The organism is Cryptosporangium phraense (genome assembly GCF_006912135.1).
Lineage (GTDB): Bacteria > Actinomycetota > Actinomycetes > Mycobacteriales > Cryptosporangiaceae > Cryptosporangium > Cryptosporangium phraense.
In genome coordinates, this window is record NZ_VIRS01000035.1 from 42,803 (window position 1) to 68,406 (window position 25,604).

General features: G+C 71.4%; 25 protein-coding genes. 17 read left to right on the forward strand and 8 right to left on the reverse strand.

The genetic code is table 11. The annotated features are described in order from the left end of the window. Positions 1–15 precede the first annotated feature (15 nt). Together mshD and FL583_RS33360 are read right to left on the reverse strand one after the other, a co-directional pair. Positions 16–903 carry a mycothiol synthase gene (gene mshD, locus FL583_RS33355; RefSeq protein ID WP_205752695.1) on the reverse strand — a complete coding sequence of 296 codons (888 nt, stop codon included), beginning with the start codon at positions 901–903 and terminating at the stop codon, positions 16–18. After that, positions 896–1,612 carry a winged helix-turn-helix transcriptional regulator gene (locus FL583_RS33360; protein WP_142708874.1) on the reverse strand — a complete coding sequence of 239 codons (717 nt, stop codon included), beginning with the start codon at positions 1,610–1,612 and terminating at the stop codon, positions 896–898. The genes mshD and FL583_RS33360 overlap by 8 nt, the downstream gene beginning before the upstream one ends. A gap of 189 nt (positions 1,613–1,801) precedes the next feature. Here FL583_RS33360 and FL583_RS33365 point away from each other — a divergent pair, with 189 nt between their 5' ends. The 8 genes from FL583_RS33365 to FL583_RS33395 all read left to right on the forward strand — a co-directional run bounded on the left by FL583_RS33365 (position 1,802) and on the right by FL583_RS33395 (position 6,469). Next, a complete protein-coding gene (locus FL583_RS33365) occupies positions 1,802–2,482 on the forward strand; it encodes an alpha/beta hydrolase (protein ID WP_170324000.1) in 681 nt (226 codons plus the stop codon). A gap of 69 nt (positions 2,483–2,551) precedes the next feature. Further along, positions 2,552–3,394 carry a hypothetical protein gene (locus FL583_RS33370; RefSeq protein ID WP_142708876.1) on the forward strand — a complete coding sequence of 281 codons (843 nt, stop codon included), beginning with the start codon at positions 2,552–2,554 and terminating at the stop codon, positions 3,392–3,394. A gap of 48 nt (positions 3,395–3,442) precedes the next feature. Continuing rightward, positions 3,443–4,180: an LmeA family phospholipid-binding protein gene (locus FL583_RS33375; RefSeq protein ID WP_142708877.1), complete on the forward strand. Its 738-nt coding sequence runs from the start codon at positions 3,443–3,445 to the stop codon at positions 4,178–4,180. Between the two features lie 28 nt (positions 4,181–4,208). After that, positions 4,209–4,637 carry a TlpA family protein disulfide reductase gene (locus FL583_RS33380; RefSeq protein WP_142708878.1) on the forward strand — a complete coding sequence of 143 codons (429 nt, stop codon included), beginning with the start codon at positions 4,209–4,211 and terminating at the stop codon, positions 4,635–4,637. A 95-nt stretch (positions 4,638–4,732) separates the two neighbouring features. Then, on the forward strand, positions 4,733–4,807 hold the full coding sequence (locus FL583_RS43200; protein ID WP_376981956.1) for an Ms5788A family Cys-rich leader peptide: 75 nt from the start codon (positions 4,733–4,735) through the stop codon (positions 4,805–4,807). A 64-nt stretch (positions 4,808–4,871) separates the two neighbouring features. Then, positions 4,872–5,330 carry a DUF4395 domain-containing protein gene (locus FL583_RS33385; protein ID WP_142708879.1) on the forward strand — a complete coding sequence of 153 codons (459 nt, stop codon included), beginning with the start codon at positions 4,872–4,874 and terminating at the stop codon, positions 5,328–5,330. Next, positions 5,331–6,164, forward strand: coding sequence for a sulfurtransferase (locus tag FL583_RS33390; RefSeq protein ID WP_142708880.1), 834 nt, complete (start codon positions 5,331–5,333; stop codon positions 6,162–6,164). It abuts the gene before it with no gap. Positions 6,165–6,166: 2 nt separating this feature from the next. After that, positions 6,167–6,469 (forward strand): DUF1416 domain-containing protein, encoded by a 303-nt coding sequence (locus FL583_RS33395; protein WP_142708881.1) that lies wholly within the window; start codon positions 6,167–6,169, stop codon positions 6,467–6,469. Between the two features lie 47 nt (positions 6,470–6,516). Here the strand turns inward: FL583_RS33395 and FL583_RS33400 are convergent, their stop codons facing one another. Continuing rightward, positions 6,517–10,647 carry an nSTAND1 domain-containing NTPase gene (locus FL583_RS33400; protein WP_142708882.1) on the reverse strand — a complete coding sequence of 1,377 codons (4,131 nt, stop codon included), beginning with the start codon at positions 10,645–10,647 and terminating at the stop codon, positions 6,517–6,519. 86 nt (positions 10,648–10,733) lie between these two features. Here FL583_RS33400 and FL583_RS33405 point away from each other — a divergent pair, with 86 nt between their 5' ends. Continuing rightward, positions 10,734–11,861 (forward strand): hypothetical protein, encoded by a 1,128-nt coding sequence (locus tag FL583_RS33405; protein ID WP_142708883.1) that lies wholly within the window; start codon positions 10,734–10,736, stop codon positions 11,859–11,861. A gap of 9 nt (positions 11,862–11,870) precedes the next feature. Here the strand turns inward: FL583_RS33405 and FL583_RS33410 are convergent, their stop codons facing one another. Then, positions 11,871–12,233 carry a DsrE family protein gene (locus tag FL583_RS33410; protein ID WP_170324001.1) on the reverse strand — a complete coding sequence of 121 codons (363 nt, stop codon included), beginning with the start codon at positions 12,231–12,233 and terminating at the stop codon, positions 11,871–11,873. Between the two features lie 183 nt (positions 12,234–12,416). Between FL583_RS33410 and FL583_RS33415 the strand changes: the two genes are divergently transcribed. Beyond that, positions 12,417–12,956: a heme-binding beta-barrel domain-containing protein gene (locus FL583_RS33415; protein ID WP_205752696.1), complete on the forward strand. Its 540-nt coding sequence runs from the start codon at positions 12,417–12,419 to the stop codon at positions 12,954–12,956. Positions 12,957–13,243: 287 nt separating this feature from the next. Here the strand turns inward: FL583_RS33415 and FL583_RS33420 are convergent, their stop codons facing one another. After that, positions 13,244–14,089 (reverse strand): aminotransferase class IV, encoded by an 846-nt coding sequence (locus FL583_RS33420; RefSeq protein WP_170324002.1) that lies wholly within the window; start codon positions 14,087–14,089, stop codon positions 13,244–13,246. A gap of 22 nt (positions 14,090–14,111) precedes the next feature. Between FL583_RS33420 and FL583_RS33425 the strand changes: the two genes are divergently transcribed. From FL583_RS33425 to FL583_RS33450, 6 genes are all read left to right on the forward strand, one after another. Next, complete coding sequence (locus tag FL583_RS33425; RefSeq protein ID WP_142708886.1) at positions 14,112–14,567, forward strand: Fur family transcriptional regulator; 456 nt, start codon at positions 14,112–14,114, stop codon at positions 14,565–14,567. 26 nt (positions 14,568–14,593) lie between these two features. Next, positions 14,594–15,553 (forward strand): CAF17-like 4Fe-4S cluster assembly/insertion protein YgfZ, encoded by a 960-nt coding sequence (gene ygfZ / locus FL583_RS33430; RefSeq protein WP_142708899.1) that lies wholly within the window; start codon positions 14,594–14,596, stop codon positions 15,551–15,553. 217 nt (positions 15,554–15,770) lie between these two features. After that, positions 15,771–16,397, forward strand: coding sequence for a hypothetical protein (locus FL583_RS33435; protein WP_142708887.1), 627 nt, complete (start codon positions 15,771–15,773; stop codon positions 16,395–16,397). A 93-nt stretch (positions 16,398–16,490) separates the two neighbouring features. Further along, positions 16,491–16,925 carry a hypothetical protein gene (locus tag FL583_RS33440; protein ID WP_142708888.1) on the forward strand — a complete coding sequence of 145 codons (435 nt, stop codon included), beginning with the start codon at positions 16,491–16,493 and terminating at the stop codon, positions 16,923–16,925. A gap of 48 nt (positions 16,926–16,973) precedes the next feature. Next, positions 16,974–17,891, forward strand: coding sequence for an RNA polymerase sigma factor SigJ (gene sigJ, locus FL583_RS33445; RefSeq protein ID WP_142708889.1), 918 nt, complete (start codon positions 16,974–16,976; stop codon positions 17,889–17,891). Between the two features lie 28 nt (positions 17,892–17,919). Further along, the gene (locus FL583_RS33450) at positions 17,920–19,971 is read left to right on the forward strand and encodes an ATP-dependent DNA helicase (protein WP_420843228.1); all 2,052 of its coding nucleotides are present in this window, start codon (positions 17,920–17,922) and stop codon (positions 19,969–19,971) included. Between the two features lie 91 nt (positions 19,972–20,062). Here FL583_RS33450 and FL583_RS33455 read toward each other — a convergent pair whose 3' ends face one another. Further along, complete coding sequence (locus tag FL583_RS33455) at positions 20,063–21,433, reverse strand: AI-2E family transporter (RefSeq protein ID WP_170324003.1); 1,371 nt, start codon at positions 21,431–21,433, stop codon at positions 20,063–20,065. A gap of 94 nt (positions 21,434–21,527) precedes the next feature. Here FL583_RS33455 and FL583_RS33460 point away from each other — a divergent pair, with 94 nt between their 5' ends. Then, complete coding sequence (locus FL583_RS33460; protein ID WP_142708891.1) at positions 21,528–21,857, forward strand: GroES family chaperonin; 330 nt, start codon at positions 21,528–21,530, stop codon at positions 21,855–21,857. Here the strand turns inward: FL583_RS33460 and FL583_RS33465 are convergent. Then, complete coding sequence (locus tag FL583_RS33465; RefSeq protein WP_142708892.1) at positions 21,854–23,146, reverse strand: PrsW family intramembrane metalloprotease; 1,293 nt, start codon at positions 23,144–23,146, stop codon at positions 21,854–21,856. The two genes, FL583_RS33460 and FL583_RS33465, sit on opposite strands and share 4 nt — an antisense overlap. A gap of 10 nt (positions 23,147–23,156) precedes the next feature. Further along, positions 23,157–25,253 carry an FUSC family protein gene (locus tag FL583_RS33470; protein ID WP_142708893.1) on the reverse strand — a complete coding sequence of 699 codons (2,097 nt, stop codon included), beginning with the start codon at positions 25,251–25,253 and terminating at the stop codon, positions 23,157–23,159. Positions 25,254–25,604: the final 351 nt, after the last annotated feature.

Below are 25,604 nucleotides of genomic sequence, written 5' to 3' on the forward strand. Positions count from 1 at the left end.
TGCAGAAATGGTGCGTTATCCGCGCGCGTACATCACGTCGGTCGCACACACTTCGAATCCGAGGTTGTAATACAAATTGACGGCCCGCGGATTTGATTCGTCGACGTAGAGGGTGCCCTCGGTGGCGCCGGCGCGGGCCAGGTACTCCAGGCCGGCGATCGTGAGCGCCTTGCCGAGCTTCAGGCCCTGCGCGTCCGGGTCGACGCCGACGACGTAGACCTCACCCTCCGGCCCTGGCGTCCCGTCCGCGGTGAGCTCCCGCTTCGTCCAGTGGAACCCGAGCAGGTCCCGCGGGTCGTCCGCCCGGACCGCGAGCAGGAAACCGGCCGCGTCGAACCACGGCTCGCGCTGGCGCAGCTCGAGGTCGTTCTGCGTCCATTTCCCCTGCTCAGGGTGGGTGGCGAAGGCTCGCGCGTTCACGCGCAGCCAGGCTGCGTCGTCCGTCCCCACGACGAACGACCTCAGGCGGACGCCGTCCGGCAGCGCATACGGCGGAAGCGGACGGGTGAGCGGCCGGCACATCTTGAACAGCACCCGGGAACGTTCGAGCCGCAGCGTGCGGGCCAGCGCCTGAGCGGCCGGGTGATCGCCGTGGGCCCAGATCGCGAGCGGGGTGTCGACCGTGTCGAGAACCGCGTCGACGAGTTGCCGTCCGAGGCCTTTTCCGCGGTAGGCAGGATGTATTACCACTTCGGCCGACGCATTCTCGGCCTTGGTGATTTGTGCGTAGCCGACGATTCCGGCGTCGCCCCGGACGAAGAGATGTACGACGTCCGGATAATCGTCGGGATTGCGCAGCGCCAATTGCGTCTGCTCGGAAAGCGGACCGACGCCGTCCGTCGCGGTGGCCGCGTCGGCCAGCGCGAGAACGGCGTCGGTGTCTTCCGGAGTGTGGTCAGACAACAGTGAGGACCGGCTCGTGGTCGGGCAGCGTGCGGGGCGGCGGCGTCACGAACTTGTAGCCGACCTGGCGGACCGTGCCGATCAGCGCCTCGTGCTCGCTGCCGAGCTTGGCGCGCAGACGTCGTACGTGTACGTCGACCGTGCGCGTACCACCGAAGTAGTCGTAGCCCCAGACCTCGCGCAGCAGCTGGTCGCGGGTGAACACGCGGCCGGGGTGCTGGGCCAGGAAGCGGAGGAGCTCGAACTCCTTGTACGTGAGGTCGAGCGGGCGGCCCTTGATACGGGCCGAGTACGTCTGCGGGTCGATGACCAGCTCGCCGGCCCGCACGACACCCGGCTCGTCGTCGGCGGCCTCGTTGCCGTTCTTGCCGGTGGCGAGGCGGAGCCGAGCCTCGACCTCAGCCGGACCGGCGGAGGTCAGCAGGATGTCGTCGACGCCCCACTCGGCGTTGAGCGCGACCAGCCCACCCTCGGTGAGCACGGCGAACAGCGGAACGGTCAGGCCGGTCGTCCGGAGCAGGCGACAGGTGGAGCGGGCCCCGGCCAGGTCGCCACGGGCGTCCACCATGACGGCGTCGGGGGTCGGGCCCCCGAGCAGCGCCTTGAGGTCCCGAGGTGCGGTCCGGACGGTGTGTCCCAGAAGATCCAAGGCAGGGAGGACGGTTGCGGCTTCGGCTTCGACGCCTGCCGTCATGAGGAGGATTTCCATGGGCCACCTCCGGGTGATCGGTCCGGTTGGGCGGCGCTGCCCAGGTCAGCCCCGGGATCGAAGGCCCGGAGCGTTACGAGGAGGATAACAACAGTGGACCTCGGGAAGCCGGTGCTCCTCCTCACAGAGGATCAACTTCATCTGTTCGGATCGTGGTGGTCGGCCGCATCGGCAGGCGATTCGAGCACCTTGATCGTTTTCGTCCCGGGTTTCACCGGGCACGCGCGTGTTGCCGCCGTGCGTCGATTGGTGGTCCGGCTCCGACGCCGTGCCGACATCCTGGTCGTCGAACTGCGCGGCCACGGACGCAGCGAGGGTCGCTCGACGATGGGCACGAGCGAGGTCCTGGACGTGGCCGCGGCGGTCGAGTGGGGACGGCAGCGCGGCTACCGGCGGGTCGTCACGGTCGGGTTCTCGTTCGGCGCGGCGGTGGCGCTCTGCCACGCGGCCCTGCGCCGGAGCCCGGACGAGCGGGTGGACGCGGTCGCCGCGGTGAGCACGCCGTCGCGCTCGTTCGTCCGGGACACCCCGTCGATGCGAGCCGTGCACGTGCTGGTCGAGAGCGTCCCCGGGCGGATCGTCGCCCGCACGATCTTCAAGGTGCGGCTGGGCCCGGTGACGTCCGACGTCCCGCCGCAGCCGCTGGAACTGATGCCGCTGATCGCCCCCACGCCCGTTTTGCTGGTGCACGGCCTGGCCGATCACTACTTCCCGATCGAGCACCCGCTGGCGCTGGCCGCGGCGGCCGGGGACAACGCGACGGTCTGGCTCGAACCCGGCTTCGCCCACGCCGAGAACCGCCTGCCAGTGGCGCTCGCCGACCGCCTGGGGTGGTGGCTCTCGGAGGCGGGCGTCCCGACCGCCCGGTGATTACGAGGAGTGGAGACAGGGTCTGGCACGATCTGGGTCGTGCAGCCGCGCCCCAACTCGGAACCTGACGTGGATCAACCGGACGATCTTCCGGCCCTCCCCGTCCGCTCGGGGCGCGCCAAGGGCCCCGCCGCGGTCGCCGGGCTGACCGCGCTGGTCGCCGGCGCGGTGCTGGCCGGGGCCTCGTTCGCCGGCCCGGTGCCGTACGCGATCGCGATCCTGGCCGGGCAGCTCGCGCTGGTCGGCGCCTGGTGCGCGGTCACCCGTCCGCCCGGGTTGGCGGGCACGGCCGTCGTCGGGGCGCTGACCGCGATCGCCGCCGACGTCGTCGCGCTGGCCACCGGTGAGCGCGGAGCCGGTCCGCTGGTGGCGGTGCTCGCCTGCGCATTCGGCGCCACCACGTTCACCCAGCTCGCCCGGGGCGCCGCGCGACGCAACGTCACCGAGGCGTTCGGCGGCACGCTGACCGTGGCGGTGGCCGCGATCGCGCTCGCCGCCACCGTGATCCTGCGACGCGTCGAGGGCGCGGACCTGGTGGCGCTGATCGTGCTGGCCGCCGCGCTCGGCATGGTCGTGGCCCGGGTGACCGACCTGGTGCTGCCGCACCCGGCGGTGCGCCCGGAGGTCCCGCGCGGGCTGGTCGGGCTCGGGCTGGGCAGCGCGCTCGCGGCCGGCGGCTCGGCGCTGGCCGCCGCGTACTGGCTCGACCTGTCGGTCGGTGCGGCCACGCTGGTCGGTTGGCTGGTGGGCACCGCGGCCGTGCTGGCCGACCTCGGCGTCGACCTCGCCCGGGCCGGCCGGCTGGCGGCCGGCAGCCGGGTGACCGGCGGCACCGCCGGGGCCGCTCTCGGCCCGCTGGTGGCCCTCTGCGTGGCCGCGCCGATCGGCTACCTCGTGGGGCTCACGTTGTGACCGAGGTATTACGTCCTACCTACCTACTGAGCACTCCGGAGGAAACAGGTGGCCGAGAGGCGACGACGGGCCGTCGGGTGCCTGACGATCCTGCTGGTCCTGGCCATCATCGTCTGCGGGGTGGGCGTGTTCGCCGACCGCGCGCTGGCCAACGTGGTCGAGAAGCGGCTGAACACCGCGGTCGCCGACAACCTGCGCAACAACGGCACGCCGGCCGCGAAGACCGACGTCCAGGTCGTCGGGTTCCCGTTCATCACCCAGCTGCTCTCCGGTGATTTCGACGGCGGCGACGTCCACCTGACCACGGTCAAGACCCCCGAGGCGACGATCGACAAGGTCGACCTGAAGCTCCGGGACGTCACGATCCCCCAGGACGTCCTGCGTGGCGCCCAGCCGCACGACATCACGGCCAAGACCGTCACCGGCACCGGACAGCTGTCGGTCGGCGAGATCGCCCGCCGCTTCGACCTGAAGGGGCTCAAGCTGCAGAGCGCCGGCTCGGCCGTCCGGGCCTCGCTGCCGATCGAGGTCCCGGTCGTCGGCACGGTCGACGTCAGCGCCGACGTGACGCCGAAGCTCGACGGCAACCAGCTGACGTTCGACGTCGCGAACGTCAGCGCGGCCGGCGTCGACGTGCCGAACTCGGTCGTCCGGCAACTGACGAACCAGTTCGCGAAGCCGGTCGAGCTCGCGCTGCCGTTCGCGGTGAAACTCGACCGGGTCAGCGCGAGCAACGGCACGCTCACGGTCTACGGCAGCGCGGCCGATGTCCCGGTCGTGAAATAGGCCGGGCCCCGGCCGGTGTTGGGCGGTCATGGACCTCGGGGTGCGGGTGCTGGTCTTACTGGCGGTGCTGGTGGTCGCGACCGCCGGTGGCCTCGTCTGGCGCGCCCGCAACGGCCGGGTCCGCAGCACCGCTGACGAGGGGACGCACATGTGGGAGGAACTGGGCATCCGGCCCGAGGCCGCGGCGGTGACCCTGGTGCAGTTCTCGTCCGCGTTCTGCGCGCCCTGCCGCGCCACCCGCCGGATCCTGACCGACGTCGCCGGGCGCCTGCCCCAGGTGCAGCACGTCGAGGTCGACGCCGAATCCCACCTGGACGCCGTGCGCGCGCTGGACGTCCAGAGCACCCCGACGACGCTCCTGGTGGACCGAACCGGGCGGATCGCCGGGCGGGCGGTCGGGCAGCCCCGGCGGGACGACGTTCTCAAAGCGATCGGCCCTTTCCTCTCAGACCAGTAGGAATTGCACGCCGGTGCACTAGTTGTCCCGCACACCAGGAGTAGCATCCCAAATTCCGAGACAGCCCAGCTCGGGGGTTTGCTACGCTGGCCAGCATGAGCTCCCTGCTCACCAAGCGCCGCGCGGTGGACCTGTGCCGCGTCGGTAGCTGCCTGTGTCCCCCGGCCTGACGCCGGGCGATGCTTCCTGCGTGACCGTCGCCCTGACCCCCCGCACGTGGACGTCAGGAGAGTCATGTCCCCACCTTTACGGCCGGCTTCGGTCGACCCGCGCGGCCCGCGTTTCGCCGCCTGGGTGACGACCGTCGTCCTCGCAGTCGTCCTACTCACCGGCAGCGGCTGGCTCCTGGCCGCCCAGACCCTGGTGTTCGCGCTCGGCGCGTTCGTCGGGCTGGGTGCCGCTCCCTACGCAGTGCTCTACCGGACGCTCGTCGCCCCTCGGCTGGCTCCTCCGGCCGAGCGCGAGGACGCCACCCCGGTGCAGTTCGCTCAGGGTGTCGGCTTCGCGTTCGCGCTGGTCGGCACCATCGGTTACCTCACCGGCGCCCCGCTGGTCGGTGTCGTGGCCACCGCAGCCGCCCTGATCGCCGCGTTTCTCAACGCCGCGTTCGGGCTCTGCCTCGGTTGTCTCGCGTACCTTCGCGGTCGACTGCTAATCCACCACCTCACCCGCCACACACGAAGGAGTGTCTGAATGAGCCGCGAGTCCGCGCTCGTCTCGACCGACTGGGCCGAGAAGAACCTCAACGCCGAGAACACGGTCTTCGTCGAGGTCGACGAAGACACCACGGCGTACGACAACGGGCACATCCCCGGTGCGATCAAGCTCGACTGGAAGACCGATCTCCAGGACCCGGTGCGTCGCGACTTCGTCAACAAGGAGCAGTTCGAGGCCCTGCTCTCCAGCAAGGGCATCGGCAACGACGACACGGTCGTGCTCTACGGCGGCAACAACAACTGGTTCGCGGCCTACGCCTACTGGTACTTCAAGCTCTACGGCCACGAGGCCGTGAAGCTGATCGACGGCGGCCGCAAGAAGTGGGAGCTCGACGGGCGCGAGCTCGTCAAGGACGTGCCCTCGCGGGCCGCCACCTCCTACACCGCCCAGGAGCAGGACACCTCGATTCGGGCGTTCCGCGACGAGGTCGTGTCCGCGATCGGCGTCCAGAACCTGGTCGACGTCCGGTCGCCCGACGAGTTCTCCGGCAAGCTGCTCGCGCCGGCGCACCTCCCGCAGGAGCAGTCGCAGCGCGGTGGCCACATCCCGACCGCGCTCAACGTCCCGTGGAGCAAGGCCGCCAACGAAGACGGAACGTTCAAGTCCGACGACGACCTTCGTAAGCTCTACGGCGAGGTCGGCCTGGACGACAGCAAGGACACGATCGCGTACTGCCGCATCGGCGAGCGCTCGAGCCACACCTGGTTCGTGCTGCGCGAGCTGCTGGGCCACCAGAACGTCAAGAACTACGACGGTTCGTGGACCGAGTACGGTTCGCTGATCGGCGTCCCGATCGAGAAGGATGTCTGAGTATGTGCGGAGCACCTGAGCAGGGCAACGACCTGAGCACCGAGGGCATCGACACCACCAAGGAGACCGTGATCCAGGGTGTCGTGACCGCCGGTGACGGTTCGCCGGTGCCCAGCGCGTTCGTCCGGTTGCTCGACTCGACCGGCGAGTTCACCGCCGAGGTGGTGTCGTCGGCGACCGGGCAGTTCCGCTTCTTCGCGGCGCCGGGCGAGTGGACGGTGCGAGCACTGCACGCCAGCGGCAACGGCCAGACCGCCGTCTCCGCCGACAAGGGCGTCAACCAGGCGAGCCTCGTGCTGGTCTGAGTCAGCAACGAAAGCGCGCCCGGCGGTACGCCGGGCGCGCTTTCGCGTCACCGGGGACAAGTCGGACGGTATTCCAGATCCCGGATCGTCTCTTTCCACTCCTGCTCGGAGAACCCCCCGGCCGCGGCCGCGCACGCCGCCGGTACCACCTGCTCGCCGTACTGGTGCAACTGCCGCCGCACGTTCCAGACCCACGATGTGGTGTCGCGCCCGGTGACCACGACCGTCGAGCCGTCCAAGCCGAAGGCGACGTCGGTGACGCCGTCCGTCGGACCGCTCAGCGCCACGATCTCCGGCACATCCGCCGGGTTGGTGACGTCATAGAGCTTCGTCGTCGGGCCATTGCCCACAGCGGCCAGAGTCCGGCTGTCCGGGCTGAACGCGATCTCCGAGATCGGCCCGGCGGGATTCGTGATCGTCCCGATCCGCTGTGACCACGACGTCCCGCTCCAGAGAATCACCTGGCCGTCGTGCGTCATCGCCAGCAGGCGTCCGTCGGGGCTGAACGCGAGCCGACTCACGTTGCCGTCGCCGGTCTTCGTGGTACGGATCAGCGTTGGGCGCGCCGGGTCAGAGAGGCGCCAAAGGCGGAACGACTTGTCCTCGCCGAGTGTCGCGAGCGTGCGGCCGTCTGGGCTGAAGGCGACCGCGCTGGTTCCGAGCCGCTCGTGGGTGGCGCTTCCGGGCAGGACCGCGATGCGGGTGGCGTGGCTGGTGTCGGTCACCCGCCAGACCAGGACGTGCCCGTCGGCCGCGGCGGCGGCGAGCAGGTCGCCCCGGGCACTCAGCTCGACGTCGTCCCCGCCGGTGAGCCTCGCCGTGTCGACCAGCGGTAGGAACGCACCCGGCACCGGCGCCGCCGGAGTGCTGGCGTCCCAGAGCACGACTCCGCCCGAGCCGATCGCGGCCAACCGTCGTCCGGATCGATCGACGGCGAAATCCGCGACCAGGAAGTAGTTCTCGTTCGGGTCCTCCTGGATCGCGCGAAGTCGGGTCGAGCGCAGACCTTCGGCCGTCCAGTAGAAGATCCGGCGGCCGGATCCCCCGGCTGCGTACACGCCGTCCCGCAGCGCCGCGACCGTGAACAACCCGGTCGACCCGGCGGCTTGGCTTTCGGTCGGCCGGAACATCGCGCCGACCGGCGTCGGATCGCGCGGATCCCAGAACAACGTATCGGAACCGCTCGTGGCCAACGTGGTGCCGGCCGGGTTGACGGCGACCTGGAAGACCGCGGAGGTACTGCCGCGAAGGACCCCGACCGGGCGGCCGGCCGGGAGCTCCCAGAGCCGCACGGTCTGGTCGAGGCTGCCGGTGGCCATCAGGTCGGAGTGCGGAACGAAGACGATCGACGCGACCGTGTTGCTGTGCCCTCGCAGCGTCGTGAGCAGCCGGGGGCGGCCCGGCCGCTGAACGTCCCAGATGTCGACGGTCGAGTCGGCCTTCCCGACCGCCAGCCGCCGGTCGTCGGCGCTGAACTCGACGGCGAAGACCCGGTCGGAGGCGTTGAATTCGCTCGAGGGACCCGGAAACCCGCCGAGTCCCCGAGGATGACGGGGATCGGCCAGGTCCCACAGCCGCACGCCGGTCCCGTCCCCACCGACGGCCAGCAGGCGTCCGGAGTGGCTGAACTGCACCGCCCCCGTCGCCGTGTAGATCGACTCGACCTTCGCGTCGGAGGGGAGCGTCGCCACCCGGACGGGCGCGGTCGGCTGCGCGATGTCCCACAGCGTGACGGCTTTGCCGGCGTAAGCAGCGAGATAACGGTCGTCCGGCGAAACTGCCACCCCCTCGATCACGTTGTCCGGGGGGATCGGCACGATGCTCGTCGTTCGCGGGTGCCGCGGATCGCGGACGTCGATCAGCGCGACCCGGCGTTCGTCGACACCGTGATCGAACCCCAGCGCGATGAACGTCCCGTCGTGGGAAACGGCGGGCCGCGTCTGCGCCGCGATCGCGAGCGTCGCCAGCAGCGTCGGGCGCCCCGGTCTGCTGACGTCCCAGAGCCGCAGCCCGACCTTCGGGTCGTAGCTGGTTTCAGCCAGCATCCGGCCGTCCGGACGGTAGGCGACGCCGAGCGAGCCGTTGGGCCCCGCCGCCGGAATCGAGCCGATCAGTGCAGTGCGGCGCATCAGGACCGAGAGCGAGACGGCCGACTCGATATCCGGGCTGATCTGGCGCGCCGCGACGCCCAGCTTGAGCGCGGTGACCGGGTCGTACGCCAATGCGGAGTCGGCCCGGGTGAACAGTTCGCGGGAGACAGCGGCCAGGCGTTGCGACTCGACGATTTGCTGTTGCCGCTGGGCCGCCAGCTGCTGGGTGACCGCGTACCCGGCCACGACGACGGCGACGACCAGCAGAAGCGAGAGGACGCCGGCGATCCGGCCACGCCGGAACCGCTCGCGCCGCACGCTCGCCGACAGGAATTCGCGGGTGTCCACGGCGAGCTCCAGCTGGGTCTCCATCCGCCGCCGACCCGTCCGGACGCCCAGGTCGCGCAAGGCGGCCGCCAGCCGGTTGCCGTCCCACAGGTCGGCGGCCTGGCGATCGTTCCGCCGCCAGATCTGGGCCGCCCGGTCAGCGTTCTGCTGCGCCCGCAGCGCCTGCGCCCGCTCCCGGATCGCCGCGTCCAGCGGTGGCCAGGCGGTGAACAGCGCCTCGTGGGTCACGCCGTACCAGGTGGCCGGGGTGTCCGATCGATCGACGCTGGTGCTCACCAGCCGGGCGTCCACGAAGTGGTCGAGGACCTGGGCCGACTCGGGCGCGAGCACGCTGCGGTCAGCCCGACGGCGGGTGGGCCGGTCCTCCGGATCCAGGTGGACGAGCCGGTCGACGAGAATTGCGACGATCTCGTCGCGGCTGCGCCCGGTGATCCCGGTGGCCCGGGCGATCGCGGTCTCCGCTTGATCGCTGAGCGCCCCGCGGACGCCGCCCATCCGCTCGTACGAGGTGGTCGACAACTCGTCGCCCCGGCTGGTGTCCCGGGCCAGCCGAGCGAGCGTGAAGGCCAGCAGCGGCAGGGCCTCGCCGCTGCCGGTGTCGGCCACCAGGCGATCGGTGAGATCGCGGCTGACCCGGAGGCCGGCTCGCTCGGCCGGCTCCTCGATCACCGTGCGCAGCGCCTCGCTGGTGAGTGGCCTCAAAACGTACGTGCCGAGGTCGACCGAGGCGAACTCGGGACCGGACATCACCGTGGCCAGGTACTCCGCGCGCGCGGTGCCGAGCACCTGCACGCGCCCTCCGGCGACCGCCGCCCGGATCGCGGCACCCAGCATGACCCGATCGTCGTGAGGAGTGCGGAGGAGAAGCTCCTCGAGCTGATCGAGCACCAGCAGCAGGCGCCGGCAGCCGTGCTCGTCCAGCAGGTCGTCGGTCAGGTCGAGTAGGCCGTCCGGCCCGGTGAGACGGGCCAGCAGCTCGCTGGGCTGCACGTCGGTGAGCGTGGCCAGCGATCGGGCCAGCGCGCGCAGGGCACTCACCCCGCCCTCCGGACCAACGACCGGCGCCACCAGCCAACCCTGTTCGCGGGCCAGCGCCGGAGCCACCCCGGCCCGTACCAGCGACGACTTACCGCACCCGGACGGCCCGACGACGATCAGGCCCGGCGTCAGCGGAACTGCGCGGAGCCGCTCGGACACCTCCTTGATCTCGACCGATCGCCCGCAGAAGACCGAGACTCGGCTGCTGTCGAAGGCCGCTAGCCCGGGATATGGCGAAAGGTCGTCCTCCCAGCCCCAACCGCCGACCGCGTCGAGCCGGGCCAGGGTCGCCGCGAGCCGGATCGCGGCGGGACCGTCGGCTTCGCGGGGAAAGTCCACGTACTGCACGGTCGACGGAAGCAGCGGGTGAAGCGCGCCGGCCTCGAGTCGTACCGGAACGACGAGACATCCGCGTGACGCGGCCACCGCGATCTCGGCGGCACACCAGTTGGATTCGGTGTACGCGGCCGAAAGCAGCGCGACGACGGCGTCGGCCCGTCGTAACTCCCGGTGGAGCCACGAGACCCAGTCCGCCCCGCCGGGCGTGCCCCCGACCGGCTCGTCGGCCAGAAAGACCGTGTAGCCCAACCCGGCCAACCACTCGTGGATGCGGCCGGCCGCATCCCGATCGTCCGACGCGTGACTGACAAAGACCCGCAACCCCACCCGAGCGCCCCGATCCCCCAACCGAGCTGTGTCCACTCGGGATTATCGAGCGGCCACGCATGAGCCGGCGATCGGATGTTCATACCTTCCTTCGGTCGAGACCGACCTCCTACCCTGGTCACATGACCGGCAGGCGCGACGACGCGCCCCGGGACGACGCCCACCACAGCAGTGCGCCCGCCTATTGGGACGAACTGGACGAGTCTGGTGAGGCTTCCGTCCCGGGCACCGACGTGCTGAGTACGAGCGTCTGGGAGCAGGCACGGCCTCGCCGGCGGCGTCCGCCTGAGGAACGTCCGGACGACGAACCGGAAGCCGACGACGATGGCCAGCAACCGGAGACGGAGCAACCGACCTCGGTCGGCCGGCTGGAGGCCTGGGCCCGCGCCCGGTCGGCCCGCCTGCGCTTGATCGCCGCGGTCGCCGTCGGCCTCCTCCTCGGGGGCGCGGCCATCCACAGCTGGGACGCCGAGCAGGCGGCCGCCGAGCGTCGGGACCGGATCGTGCTCGGCGCGCGGGTCGCGCAGGACGCGGCCAGCAGCGCGAACTGGACCGGCGCGCGGCAGCCCTGGACGCTGCGGGTGGTGATCTCGAACCTCGGGCCGACCGAGGTCCGGATCCGGGCCGCGCGCCTGGACGACTCGCGGTACCGGTCCGGGCTGCGGACGGTCAGCCAGGGCGTGAAGGTCAGGACCGGCCAGGAGACGTGGATCTCGATGGACGTCTCGCACTCGTGCGCCGGCCCGTTGAACGCACCGCGCAAGATCCTGCTGTCGGTGTCGATCGCGGGCCGGCCCGAACGGGACGTCGCGGTGACCCTGGCCGACGACAACACGCTGTTCGTGGACACCGCGCGGAACAAGTGCCAGGGGCCGGAGAGCGACTTCTGGACCAACGCCGAGCTGGCCGGCTCCCCGGCCGAGCTCCGGGACGAGATCGTGATCCCGTTACGGATCCGGCAGGAGAGCGACAGCGGTCTGGCGATCCGGGAGATCCGGACCGCGACGCCCGGCCTGTCGGTCGTGGCCGCGCCGCTGCCGGCCGGGTTCGTCGAGGACGTCACTCCGCGGATCACGCTGCGCTGGTCGGTCGCCGACTGCGGGCTGGCTCGGCGCCTCAACTACGCCGAGATCGCGGTCACCGCGACCGTTCAGCTGCGGTCGAGCGGTGAGTCGATCAAACCGACGGTCGTGCTGGACGCGAACGCCGTGCTGGCGATCGTCCGGTTCATCACCCGCAAGTGCGGCTGACGAACCGTCCTAATAGACCAGGGCCTGGGCGTTGTCGGCGAGGACCTCCTCGACGAAGACGGCCGCGCCGGCGATGCGGACGCCCGGCAGGACGTCGGCCTCCTCGATCGACCGGCGGGCCGCGCACTGGGTACAGAGGGTCACCCGACCGGTCGCGAGCAGCCCCGCGAGGAGGTCGGCCAGCGGAGCGGCGTGCGGTAGGTCGAACTCGGCGGCCCGGCCGGGCAGCGCGAACCACGACGATTCGCCGGTGAGCCAGAGCGAGACGTCCGCGCCGGACGCGAGCGCGGTCGCGGCCACCGTGAACGCTTGTGCACAGCGTTCGGGAGCCTCGGCTCCAGCTGTCACCTTGACCACCAGTGAGCGGCTCATGAGCAGACCTTAGGGCGCGGGAGGAATCCGTGCTGTACCCGACACCGCTGGTACCGGCCGGGCGCCCTAGACTCGGGGCGTGCTCGAGACTTTCTTCCTGGTGCTGCTGATCGCGGCCTTCGCCATCATCGCGTGGTTCGGGGTCTACGTCGTGTACCGCCTCTACCAGGGTCAGCGCTGACCGTGACGGATCCGGCCGGCTACCCGTACGAGGAGACGCACGATCTCCGCAGCGGACCCAACCTGCACGAGTCGCTGCTCGGGCTGCTCCCGTACGTCGGGGTGTGGCGTGGCACCGGCAAGGGCGGTTACCCGGGCATCGAGGACTTCGACTACGCCCAGGAGGTGCGATTCAGCCACGACGGCCGGCCGTTCCTGGCCTACGAGGCGCGGTCCTGGATCATCGACGCCGAGGGGCGGCCGATTCGGCCGGGCGCGCGCGAGACCGGGTGGTGGCGCGTGCAGTCCGACGAAGACACGGTCGAGGTGCTGCTCGCGCACCCGACGGGGTTCGTCGAGGTGTACGTGGGGTCGATCGACGGGCTGAAGGTGGAGCTGAGCACCGATGCCGTGGTGCGGACGGCGACCGCCAAGGAAGTCTCGGCGAATCACCGGTTGTACGGGATCGTCGAGGGCGATCTGCTCTATGCGGTGGACATGGCCGCGATGGGCCACGATCTGACCCCGCACATGTCCGCGCGACTCAAGCGCATCGCGGGCTGAGTGCTTTCGTTCTGGGCGGGCCGCCCACAGGGCAAATAAAAGCCCCCCGGGCTACTTCTCGCGTATTACCGCGAGGCTGGTCGGACAATGCCAGCAGCCCGAGGGGTCGGTGGTTACCTTGGTTTGCCTCACCGCCGTCTCACGTGCACTAGGCGACGGTTCGGACCGGAGTCCGTTGAGATGCGGCTAGGAAGTAGCCACCTCACGAGTCCGATAAGTATTCAACTTTGGACCACCTCCCCTCTCGTGTAGCCCAAATTTACGTCGGCTCCCGGAAGTCGGCAACGTTATTTAGACGGGAATCCGAGGAGCTCCTGGACGCCCGGGGTGAGGCCCTTCTCGCCGATGGGCTTGCCGTCGAGCTGGACGATCCGGGCCGCCCCCCGCACGCTCGAACAGAGCCAGGCCTCGTCCGCCGCGTACAGGTCGTCGAGCTGGATGCGCCGGCGATCGGCGCTGAGCCCCAGCTCGCCGGCCCGGTCGAGCAGGTAGTTCACGGTCGTCCCGGCCAGGATCCCGGTATCGACCGGCACCGTGCACAGCGCGCCGCCGGCCGCCCAGACGACGGTCGCGGTCGGCGCCTCCAGCACGGACCCCTCGGACGAGACCAGCAGCGCGTCGTCGGCACCGGCCGCGGCCGCGTGCCGGAGCGCGGCCATGTTCACCGCGTACGAGAGCGTCTTCGCGCCCCCGAGCAGCCAGGGGGCGCCGGCCCGCACGTCGGCCGACACGCCCAGCGTCACCGACACGACCGCGATGCCGTCGCGCCGGCCGGCCCGCTGAGCCGGGGAGACGTCGAACATCGTCGCGAAGACGGTCGGCTCGTCCGCGCCCTCGGGACCGCGGGTGCAGACGACCTTGACCGCGACCTCCTCGTCGTCGTGGGCGTCGGTCAGGACCTGATCGACGAGCTCGGCGAGCGCGGCCGCCGGAGGGAGGTCGATGCCCAGGATCCGGGCCGAGCCCTCCATCCGGGCCAGGTGCTCGTCGAGCTGCCAGGGTGTGCCGTAACGGACGTGGATGGTCTCGAACATGCCGTCGCCGCGGGTGAGGCCGGCGTCGTCAGCACGGGCAATGGGGGTGTCGACCGGGAGTACTCCGCGGCCGAGCACAGCGAGCGCACGGTTAGCCATGGCCCTGAATACCATGGGGGCCATGGCGCTTCCGTCCCTGACCGACGCGCTGCGGTCCCGAGGCCTCCGGATGACCGTGCAGCGCCAGCTCGTCATGGAGGCCGTGGAGAAGCTCGGCCACGCCACCTCCGAGCAGGTCCACGCCGAGGTGACGAAGACCGCCGCCGGCCTGAACCTGACGACGGTCTACCGGACGCTGGAGCTGCTCGAAGAGATCGGGCTGGTGCGGCACACGCACCTGATCGACACCGCGACCACCTATCACCTCGCCGCCGACCAGCACATCCACCTCGTCTGCCGGAACTGCCGGACGGTGACCGAGGCCCCGACCGGGATGCTGACCGACCTGGCGACCCGCCTGTCCGACGAGCGCGGCTTCACGATGGACGTGGGGCACGTCGCACTGTTCGGCATGTGCGGGAATTGCTGCGACGCCGGCACTGCTGCACCTGCTGGAGTCCCCAACCCGGAGGTGTAGTCGTGAGTCTTCGTGCCGGTGCCGTGATGGCCGACGGGCCCGACGCCGGGGTGGCGGCCCACTACGGCGACCCGTTCCGGGAGCAGCGGCTGCTCAGCGAGGACGTCGGGGTCGTCGACCGGAGCCACCGCGGGGTCGTCGCGGTGCCGGGGGTCGACCGGCTGAGCTGGCTGCACAGCCTCACGTCGCAGCACGTGTCGGCGCTACCGGCGTGGAGCGGCACCGAGGCGCTGATCCTGTCGCCGCACGGCCACGTCGAACACCATTTGCAGGTGGCCGACGACGGCGAGACCACCTGGCTGGACGTCGAGCCGGGAACGGCCGACGACCTGACCACCTACCTGCAGAAGATGGTCTTCATGATGCGGGTCGAGCCGGCCGACGTGTCGGCCGAGTGGGCGGTGTTGTCGGTGGTGGGCCCGAACGCTTCGGCGGCGGTCGGCCGGCTGGGCGTCGACCTGCCCGCGGAGCCGTACGGGGTGGCCGCGCTGCCCGACGGCGGGCTGGTGCGCCGGACGTCGTTCCCGGGCGCGGACCTGCTCGTTCCCCGGGCCGCGCTGGACGCGACCGTCGACCGGCTGAACGCTCCGCTGGCCGGCGTGTGGGCGTACGAGGCGCTCCGGGTCGCCGATCGGCGTCCGCGGCTGGGGTTCGAGACCGATCACCGGACGATCGTCCAGGAGCCGGAGTGGGTCCCGACCGCCGTGCACCTGGAGAAGGGCTGCTACCGCGGCCAGGAGACGGTGGCCCGGGTCCACAACCTCGGGCGTCCGCCGCGCCGGATGGTGCTGCTGCACCTCGACGGCGTCAGCGACGAGCTGCCCGCCCAGGGCACGCCGATCACGCTGGGCGACCGTCCGGTCGGCTTCGTCGGCACCGCGGTGCGTCACTTCGAGTTCGGTAACATCGCGCTGGGCCTGATCAAGCGTTCGACCGCCGACGACGCCGACCTGCGCATCGGCGAGACCCGCGCAGCGATCGACTGATCACCGTCCCGAAAACGTGAACGTTAGTCTCAAATACCGGCCGCTCCACAGGAGTTTGTAGCTGGAATGTGACTGTTTCGGCATTGCATCTGTGCCATTTGCCGCTGCAAAGCGCTCCGGATGACACGCCGTCGTGCCAGGATGCTCCCCAACGCGGTGGGCAACTTCCCCACACTGACTGGCCTGCGAAATCCGCGCCGTGCGAAGGAGCAGAGGCATGACGGATGTCGTACCAGGAGGGAAACGGCGGTTGGACCGGGTGCTCGGCCCGGATTATCTCGACGACCTGGCCGACCTCCGGACGTCGGTGGTGCGCCATCGCCGTGACGAGGCGCTGGCCGAGCTCGACGAGCTGAGCCGGCTCGGGCACCAGCTGGACGAGCGGATCGCGATGGTCACCGCCGAGCAGCGCAGGCGGGCGGCGATCGCGTTCGACGCGGCCGTGGCCACCGACCCGGGCGAGGGCGGGAGCGTCGGCGTCGAGGTCCCGGCCGAGGACGCCTCCGCCGACGAGCAGCCGTCCGGCGGCCGGCTGGCCCGCGTGTTCCGGCTCCGGGCCGACTCCGACGGCCCGCCCACCCATCGCCGCCGGAGACGGGTGGAGCGCCTGGTCGCCGATGTCGACCTGGCGGACGTCGGCCGGCGGACCGATGACGAGCTCTCCCGGGTGCTGCGGACGTTCCGGCACGAGCGCAGGCAGGTCACCGACGTGTCGGGCCGCGTCCGCGCGGTGATCGACCGGTGCGGCGACGAGTTGGGACGGCGACGGGTGGCGCCGATGGGCGCCCGCCCGGCAGAGGAGCCCGAACCAGCCCCTGATGGCGTCCTCAGGGTACGTCCCTGAACTGACCCTGAAGTGCTAGCTGAGCGCTTGCAGGTGCTAGCGCGACCGGCCTACCGTGGGATCACTGGACGTCGTTCTTCGAGAGGACCGGCAATGTCTACTCCCACGGGGCCCGAAACTCCGGAAACTCCGGCCGCTGACCAGGGTCCGGCCCACGAGGGTCCGGCGGCGATCGGGCCCGGTAGCCCGGCTGCTGACAAGCAGTGGCCCGAGGCGCTCTACGCGCTGGCCGGCGTCGGTGACGTCGTCGCCGAGCAGATCCGCAAGCTCGTGAACAACGCCCCCGAGCTGTCCGCGCAGTTCCAGCGCAACGCCGCTTCGCTCCCCGACGACCTGCGCAGCCTCCCCCGCGAGATCCGCACGTTCGCGGCCGACCTCCCGTCGTACGCGGCCGGGCTGCAGAGCAAGGCCCGCGACCTCGACGGCGAGGCCGTGAAGCGCAACGCGGCGGCCGCTCAGACCCGCGCCCAGGACGTCTACAAGACGCTCGTCGAGCGCGGCGAGAACGCCGTCAACCAGGAAAAGTGAGATTCGGCCCCGCGGTCACGGACCGCGGGGCCGAATCGTCTCTCTCCCATGGACGACTTCACTCCGCACCGGGAGCACCTCGTGCGGGTCGCGTACCGCATGCTCGGGAGCCTCGCCGAGGCCGAGGACGCGGTCCAGGAGGCCTGGCTGCGCTGGCAGCGCGCGGATCGCTCGGACATCGTCGATCCGCGCGCCTGGCTGACCCGGGTCACCGGCCGGATCTGCCTGGACGTGCTGCGCTCGGCCCGGGTCACCCGCGAGGCCTACGTGGGGCCGTGGCTGCCGGAGCCGCTGGTCGAGCGGCTGCCGTCGGGGCCCGACCCGGCCGAGGTCGCCGCGCTCGACGACTCGGTGCGGATCGCCCTGCTCACGCTGCTGGAACGGCTGACGCCCGAGCAGCGGGTCGCGTTCGTCCTGCACGACGTGTTCGGGATCCCGTTCTCGGGAATCGCCTCGATCCTGGACTTGAAGGTCGACACGGCCCGGCAGTTGGCGTCGCGGGCCCGGCGGCTGCTGCACGACAGCCCTCCCCCGCCGCTCAAGCCACTGCCTCAGCAGCAGGCCACGATCGACGCGTTCTTCGCCGCCTGCCAGGGCGGCGACCTCGCTGAGCTGACCGCGCTGCTGGCGCCGGACGTCGAGTTCGTCTCGGACGGCGGTGGGGTGGTGCGGGCGGCGCTCCGGCCGATCGTCGGGCCGGACAAGGTCGCGCGGTTCCTCGTCGGGATCTTCCGCAACCGGGGCCACTGGATCACGCCGGAACCCGTGCTGGCCAACGGCCAGTACGGGTTCCTGCTGCGCTTCCGGCCGGACGCGGCCGGCGATCCGGCGTTCGAGCAGTGGGCCGACGGGCGTGCGGTGATGGGCGTGGTCGTGCCCGACCTCTCGCCCGACGGCCGGATCTCGCGCTTCTCGTTCGTCGTCAACCCGGAGAAGCTGAGGCATCTCGAGCCTGTGGACGGGTAGCCCGGAGCGTCGTACGGAGCGGGTAGCGTTGCCGCCCGTGGCCACCGTGACCGAAGCGACCGACGCGGTTGATCTGCGACACACCGACGAACTCCTGGCCGCCGCCATCGGTGCGGTTCCGGAGGGGATGGATCGCCCTGGTCAGCGGCGGATGGCGCACGCGGTCACCGAGGCGGTCCACACCGGCGAGCACCTGCTGGTGCAGGCCGGTACCGGCACCGGCAAGTCGCTGGCCTACCTCGTCCCGGCGCTGGCCACCGGCAAGCGGGTCGTCGTCACCACCGCGACGCTCGCGCTGCAGGCCCAGCTGGTGAACCACGACCTGCCTCGCCTGGTCGAGGCGGTGGCCCCGGTGCTCGGTCGCACGCCGACGTTCGCGTTGCTCAAGGGCCGCCATCACTACGCCTGCCTGGCCCGGCTGGAGGGCAGCGACGTCGCCGAGGACGACGGCCTGTTCGAGACCGACACCCAGTGGCTCGGCGCCGCCGGCAAGCTGACCCAGCAGGTCAACCGGGTCCGCGAGTGGGCGGCCGAGACCGACACCGGTGATCGCGCCGATCTCGACCCGGGTGTGGACGACACGGCCTGGCGGGCGGTCAGCATGCCGGCCCGGGAGTGCGTCGGGGCGGCCCGGTGCCCGTTCGGCGAAGACTGTTACGCCGAGGCGGCCCGGGCCAAGGCACGCCAGGCCGACATCGTCGTCACGAACCACAGCCTGCTCGCCGTCGACCTGCTGTCCGGGCGGCACATCGTCCCCGAGCACGCGCTGCTGGTCGTCGACGAGGCGCACGAGCTCACCGACCGCGTCACCAGCGCGGCCCAGGCCGAGCTGACCGCCGAGCTGATCAGCCGGGCCGCCCGCCGCCTGCGGGCGTTCGTCGACGACAAGCTGCGCGACGACCTCGAGGGCGCGGCCGACCTGCTGGAGCGCACGCTCGACGGCGCCCGCCCGGGCCGGCTGGAACGGCTGCCCGAGCCGCTCTACGACGCGCTGTTCCTGCTCGACGAGAACGCCCGGAACGCGCTCGACGCGCTCGGTGGCGAGGTCAAGCCCGACGAGGCCGACGCGGTCCGGCGCAACCAGGCCAAGCAGGGCCTGACCGGCATCGTCGACACCACCCAGCGCCTGCTCGCGCAGGCGAATCACGACGTCGCCTGGGTGGCTCGGGAAGATCGTCGGCCGCCGACGCTGCACGTCGCCCCGCTGTCGGTGTCGGCCGCGCTGGGCAGCGGGTTGTTCCGCGACCGGGTCGTGGTGGCCGCGTCCGCGACGCTCGCGCTCGGCGGCCGGTTCGACACGGTGGCCCGCTCACTCGGGCTCGACGTCGAGTTCGGCCGTACTCCCGACACTTCGGACGTTCGTCCGGTCGAGCCTCCCGAGTCCGATGACGACGACGCCGAGCCGGTCAAGCGGTGGCGCGCCCTGGACGTGGGGTCGCCGTTCGACTACCCGAAGCAGGGGATTCTCTACGTGGCCTCGAAGCTGCCCAGGCCGGGCATGTCGGGGTTGTCGGAGGGGGCGCAGCGGGAGCTCGTCGAGCTGGTCGAGGCGGCCGGCGGCCGCACGCTGGGCCTGTTCTCTTCGCGCAAGGCCGCGACGGCAGCCGCCGAAGCGCTCCGGGCCGCCACCGACCTGCCGGTGCTGCTACAGGGCGACGATTCCATTCACCTGCTGGTCAAGCGGTTCCGCGAGGAGCCGGAGACGTGCCTGCTGGGGGTGGCGTCGCTCTGGCAGGGCGTGGATGTGCCGGGGAACGCGTGCCAGCTTGTGGTGATCGATCGCCTGCCGTTCCCGCGGCCGGACGAGCCGCTGACCGCGGCGAGGTCGAAGGCCGTGGACGACGGAGGCGGGTCGGGGTTCATGGCCGTGTCGGTGCCGGCGGCGGCGATCCGGCTGGCCCAGGGTGCGGGCCGGTTGATCCGAGCGGCGGGCGACAGGGGGGTGGTGGCGGTGTTGGATTCGCGCCTGCACAGCGCGAGGTACGGAGAGTTCATCCGACGGACCCTCCCGCCGTTCTGGTACACGACGTCGGGCGACGTAGCGAGGGGCGCTTTGAAGCGCTTGGGCGGAGCGGGGTAGGAGCCGGCACGCTTTCCCGGGCGCGGAGCCGCCGGGCCGGGGCCGGCGGGCCCCGACCGCATGCAGGCGTCAGCCACCCACAACACCCGATCTAAGGAGCGGTGGCCGGGGGCTCCCCAGGACCCGCCGCCGCGGCCGGCGCAGGTGACCCTGCCGCATCTGCCCCCGGAACCCCCGCGTTCTTCGCCGCCTCGGCCGCGTCGGTCCGCGCCTCCTCGACCGCCGCCTTGTCGTCATCATGCGGCACCGTCCCAGGAGGAGCGTCCTCCCCACCCGGCGCCGGCCCACCATCCGGCCGCAGCACCAGATACCGCACCGCCGTATTGGTCACCGCCAACAGCGGAACCGCCACCAACCCTCCGACGATCCCCGCCACGGTGATGCCGATCGCGATCGCCAGGATCACCGACAACGGGTGCAGCGCGACCGCCCGGCCCATGATCAGCGGCTGCAGCACGTGCCCCTCGAGCTGCTGCACCGCGATCACGACCGCGAGAATGATCAGCGCCGAGATCGGGCCCTGCGTCACCAGCGCCACCGCCACCGCTACGGCGCCGGAGAGCGTCGCACCGATCACCGGGATGAACGCTCCCAGGAAGACCAGCGCGGCCAGCGGCAACGTCAGCGGCACCTTGAGCACGGCCAGACCGATTCCGATGCCCACCGCGTCGACGAAGGCCACGAACACCGTCGCCCGCACGTAGGACGTCAGCGTGTGCCAGGCGTAGTGACCGGCCTGCCGGACGGCGGGCCGGGCCGGGCGCGGGAGCAGGCGGGTGAGGAAGCGCCAGATCTGGCTGCCGTCCTTCAGGAAGAAGAACGTCGAGAACAGGACCAGGAAGAAGCCGGTGACGACCTCGCCGAGCGTCGTGGCCGTCGACAACGCGCCGGACGTCAGCGACGACTGGTTGTCCGACAACCAGGTCTGCGCCTTGTTCACGTACTGGTCGATCTGGTCCTGCGAGACGTGCAGGGGCCCCGACAGCAGCCAGTCGCGTCCCTCGTTGAGCGCCTGGCTGACCTGATCGGTGAGGTCGGCGAGACCGTTGATGAACGCCTGCACCACCAGGGCGAGCGTGCCGAACACCAGCAGCAGGCCGAACACCAGGATCGTGGCCGCGGCCAGCGCCCGGGGCGCACCGCGTTTGCGCAGCCAGCCGGCGGCCGGCTCGAGCAGCGCGGCCAGCAGCAGCGCGACGACGATCGGGATGACGACGACACGCAGCAGCGAGATCATCCAGAACAGCCCGTACAGCACGACCGCGACGATCACCAGCCGCCAGGCCCAGGCCGCCCCGACGCGCAGCGCCACCGGCACGCTCTCGTTCGCCGGCTCGTCGCCCGGCACGACGACCACGTCCGGCGTGGGCGATACCGGCGCCACTGAAGGCACTGACGACGTCTCGCGCGCCGAGGCGAGCCTCTCCCGCGCCTCGGCGCGTACCCGCAACAGCCAGCTCACTCGCGCACCCCTAATCCCGATCCGGTAAGCGCACCGTACCGGCGCCTGCTACCCGCGCCCGCAGGACTCACACCTTCGGCGCTACCGTGCTGCTGTGAGCACCGAAGTCAACGGCCTGCCGATCCACCTGCTGCACGACCGCGTGCTGGTGAAACTCGAGGGCAAGCCGGGCGAGCGGAAGTCGAACGGTGGCATCGTCATCCCGGCGACCGCGGCGATGGGGCGCCGGTTGGCCTGGGCGACCGCGGTGGCGGTCGGCCCGCACGTGCGCTCGGTCGAGGTCGGTGACCGGGTGCTGTTCGACCCGGACGAGAAGTCCGAGGTCGAGCTGCAGGGCAACGACTATGTGCTGATGCGCGAACGCGACGTGCACGCGGTCGCCGCCTCCCGCGTCGAGTCCGAGGGCACCGGCCTGTATCTCTAATGGTGGTGGGGCTGGTAGCCCTGGTGATGCCCACCGCCGTAATAGCCGAACTGCTGGCTCTGCGGGGGCGAACCCCACGGCATCGTCGAGCCCGGGCGCGCGTTCTGCAGGATGTACTGCCGCCGGGCGTCCACGGTGGCGAGCAGCTGCCGCTCCTCGTCCGCGAACTCGCGGTTCGTGATGCCCCGGGCCAGTGAGTCCCGGGTGATCGCCAGCTTCGTCGCCGCGAACTGGTAGTCGGCCATCGCCTTGGCGCCGATGCTGCCGGCGATCTGCCTGGCCCAGCTGCGTCCGGCCCGGCGGCTCTGCATGGTGGCCAGCGCGGCGATCTCCTGCGGCGTGAACCAGCCCGACTCGGCGTAGATCGGCAGCACCCGGCCGACGACCTTGGCCTCCCGTCCGCGCAGCACGATCGCCAGCGTGACCATCACGATCAGGATCGGCAGCATGATCAGCGTGTACCCGGTCAGGATCACACCGAAGTTCTGGCTGGACGCCAGCAGGTTCCAGGTGCCGTGCAGCGTCACCGCGAGCGCGTAGCCACCGATCGGGGCGACGATCTTCACCCAGGTGTGCCGGCTGCGGGCGGCGATGCCGACCCCGAGCCCGGTCATCGACGTGAACAGCGGATGCGCGAACGGCGAGAAGATGCCCCGCAGGACGAACGTGACGACGAGCGCGGTGATGCCGCCGGGCATGTTCTTGTCTTCGTCGCCCAGGTAGGCCGACCCGAAGTACAGGACGTTCTCGGTGAACGCGAACCCGACCGCCGACATCCCCGCGTACACGATGCCGTCGACGATGCCGTTGATCTGCCGACGCCCGGTGACGGCCAGGATCAGCAGGATGAACAGCGGAACGGCCTTGAAGAACTCCTCGGTCGGCGGCGCGACCAGCACGGCGGTCGTCGACTCGGAGCCGCCGGCCCCGGTGATCACCCGCCCGCCGAACGAGTTGATGATCAGCGCGGCGAACGTCGCCACGCAGGCACCCCAGCCGAACGCGAACGCCAGGTAGCGGCGCGGCTCCGGCTCGTACCGGTCGAGCCACCAGAAGAACGACAGCAGGATCGGCACCGGCAGCACGGCCGTCCCGATCGCCAGGATCAGCGTCAGCGGACCGAGGCTGTAGCCGAGGATGCCGTAGATGCCGAGGCCGGCCAGCGCGATGACACCGATCGCCGCGCCCGCGACGGCGATGCCGACCCAGCGACGACGGTGCCACGGCACCATCGGGGCGGGCTGAGCCATTCCCTCCGACGGATGCGGAACGCCCGGCTGGTAGACCATGGTCAGCAGCCTATCGGGGGTGTGAACCACCCGCTCGCGCGTCCTGACGGAGCAAATGGTTCAGAGTTCCTATTCCGTCCGTGATCCGGTCGGCCGCCGTCGCGAACGTCGCCAGCCGCGCCTCCGGCGCGACCGAGATCAGCTGATCCACGTCGTTCCGCAACGCCGGAAGAGCCTTCGGACGCCTTCCCGTCCGCAGTGCGCCGGCCACCACGCCCAGCGCGGTATCGACGTCGGCCGCGAACGCCCGTGCCTCCGGGCGGACGAGCCCCTCCGGACGCAGATCCCGGGCCGCCTCCAGCGCCATGCCGCCCTGCACCAGCCGGCTCGCGTGCACGGTGACGCCGTTGGCCAGGTCGATCAGCCCGGACGGGGTGCCGGGCTCGTCGGCCAGCCGCTTCGCCGAGTCCCGGGCGTTGCTCAGCGCCACCCGGGCGACGGTCCGGGCCGCGTCGACGTCGGTGTCGGCGGCGTCCGGGTCGGCGGCGGTGCGCAGATAGCTGCGGGCGGACTCGATGCCGTCGGCGAGCGTGTCGCGGACCGTCGACCGTTCCCAGGTGGGCCAGGCCAGGTAGGCGGCGAGCGCGATCACCCCGGCGGCCACCGTGTACGCGAGCCGTTCCGGGATCAGCGACCCGGCCGACGCGCCGAGCAGGTCGGCCAGCAGTACCGCGTTGCCGGCCATCGCGGCCGCGCCGAGCGCGAAGTTCGCCGACAGCACCGTCCGCAGGAAGAAGTAGAAGAGCGGGACCAGCACCATCTTCTGCCAGGTCTCGGACACCACCCACTGCAGCAGCGCGGAGACGACGAGCATGCCGAGCAGCGTCCCGGCGACCCGGTCGACGACCTGCTTGACCGTCGCCGAGAAGTCCGGCCGGATCGCCACCGCGACCGTGAGCAGCAGCCAGTACCCGCGGGGCAGCCCGAGCGCGAGCAGCGCGGTGGCCACGGCGGCCAGCGTGAACGCCAGCCGCAACGCGTGCCGGAACGCCGCCGACGACGGCCGGAGGTTCGCCCGCAGCACGGTCAGCGGCTCGTCGGCCGGCATGAGGAAGACCCGGCTGCTGTCCGGTGAGTCACCGCCGACGTCGCCCGGGTCGGCCGAGTCCAGGATTCGACGCGCGGCCCGGAGTTGGCCGGCGAGCGCGGTGGCCCGGGCCGCGGCGCCGCGGCGGGTGAGCGGCGCGGCGCCGTCGGCGTCGGCCCGGTCGCGCAGCGCCGCCACCGCCCTGGACAGCACCTCGTCGAGCGCGGCCGATACCTCGGGGTGCAGCTCACCCGGGAAGAGGAGGCGTTCGGCGATCGAGGCGCCGACCGCCGCGGCCGCGTCCAGCACCGCTGCGACCTCGGCGGCCGCGTCCGGTTCGCCCTTGTCGTCGAGCCGCGCGCGGAGCACGGCCAGCGCCACCGCCTCGCCGCGGGCGCGCTCCACTTCGTCCAGAAGGATGCGGAGAGCCGCGATCGTACGGTTGCGCTGCGGGTCCAGGCCGCGGAGCGCGGCGTGGGCCTCGAGGACGGCCGGATAGGCCGGGCCACTGCCGGACGGGTCGACGTCGGTGAACTGGCGGAAGGCGTCCGCGACGGCGGCGCGCTCGGGCGCGTACCCGCGGACCGGCCAGGGCGCGATCGCCAGCAGCGTCTGCAGAGCCGCACCCACGAAGACGGCGCCCGCCGAGAGCAGCGCCTGACCGAGCGACTGCGGCTGCTCCCCCACGACGATCAGGACGATGAGCCCGGTGACGCCGACCCGCGTGCCGCTCGGGCCCAGCGCGGTGAGCAGCCCGGCCAGGAACCCCCAGACCGCGACCAGGACGACGGCGAGCACCGCGATCGGCTCGACCAGGGCCCCCAGCAACACCGACGCCGCACCGCAGACCGCCAGCGCGAAGCCGAGCCGCAGCCGCCGCCGGTACGGGCCGGAGAGGTCGGCGAAGCCGGTGAAGTAGGCGCCGAGCGTCGCCGCGACGGCCGGCAGCACGGACCCGGTGGCCGCCCCCACCAACAGCGGCAGCGCGACCCCGAGCGTGCCTCGGGCGGCGACCCGCGGGCTGAGCTTCGACCGGGGAACCGCGACCAGCCCGACGAGGGCGGTGCGCAGCGTTCCCACAGTTTGCGACCCTAACCGGGTAACGACAGCGGCCCCGCGACGAATCGCGGGGCCGCTCGAAGTTTGGACGGGCCCTGTTCTCTCCGCCGCGCTGCGGCGTTGTGAGAGGCGGGGCCCGCCAGGAATTTGTACCCCCGTGCTGAACCCAAGGCAAGGCTTTCGTGCTTTCGAATACAGAAGCGTGGCGTAACCCCAGGTTCACCGTCCGGTTAGGCGGGGTGCCTTCGATCCGGTGGCCGACAGTCCGCCCGCGAGAAGCTCGCGCGGCTGGCACATTCTGGGGATACCCGCGGGGCCCACGCTCCCTAGCGTAGGTCTCACCAGCCCCGAACACGGAAGGACGCTGAACCG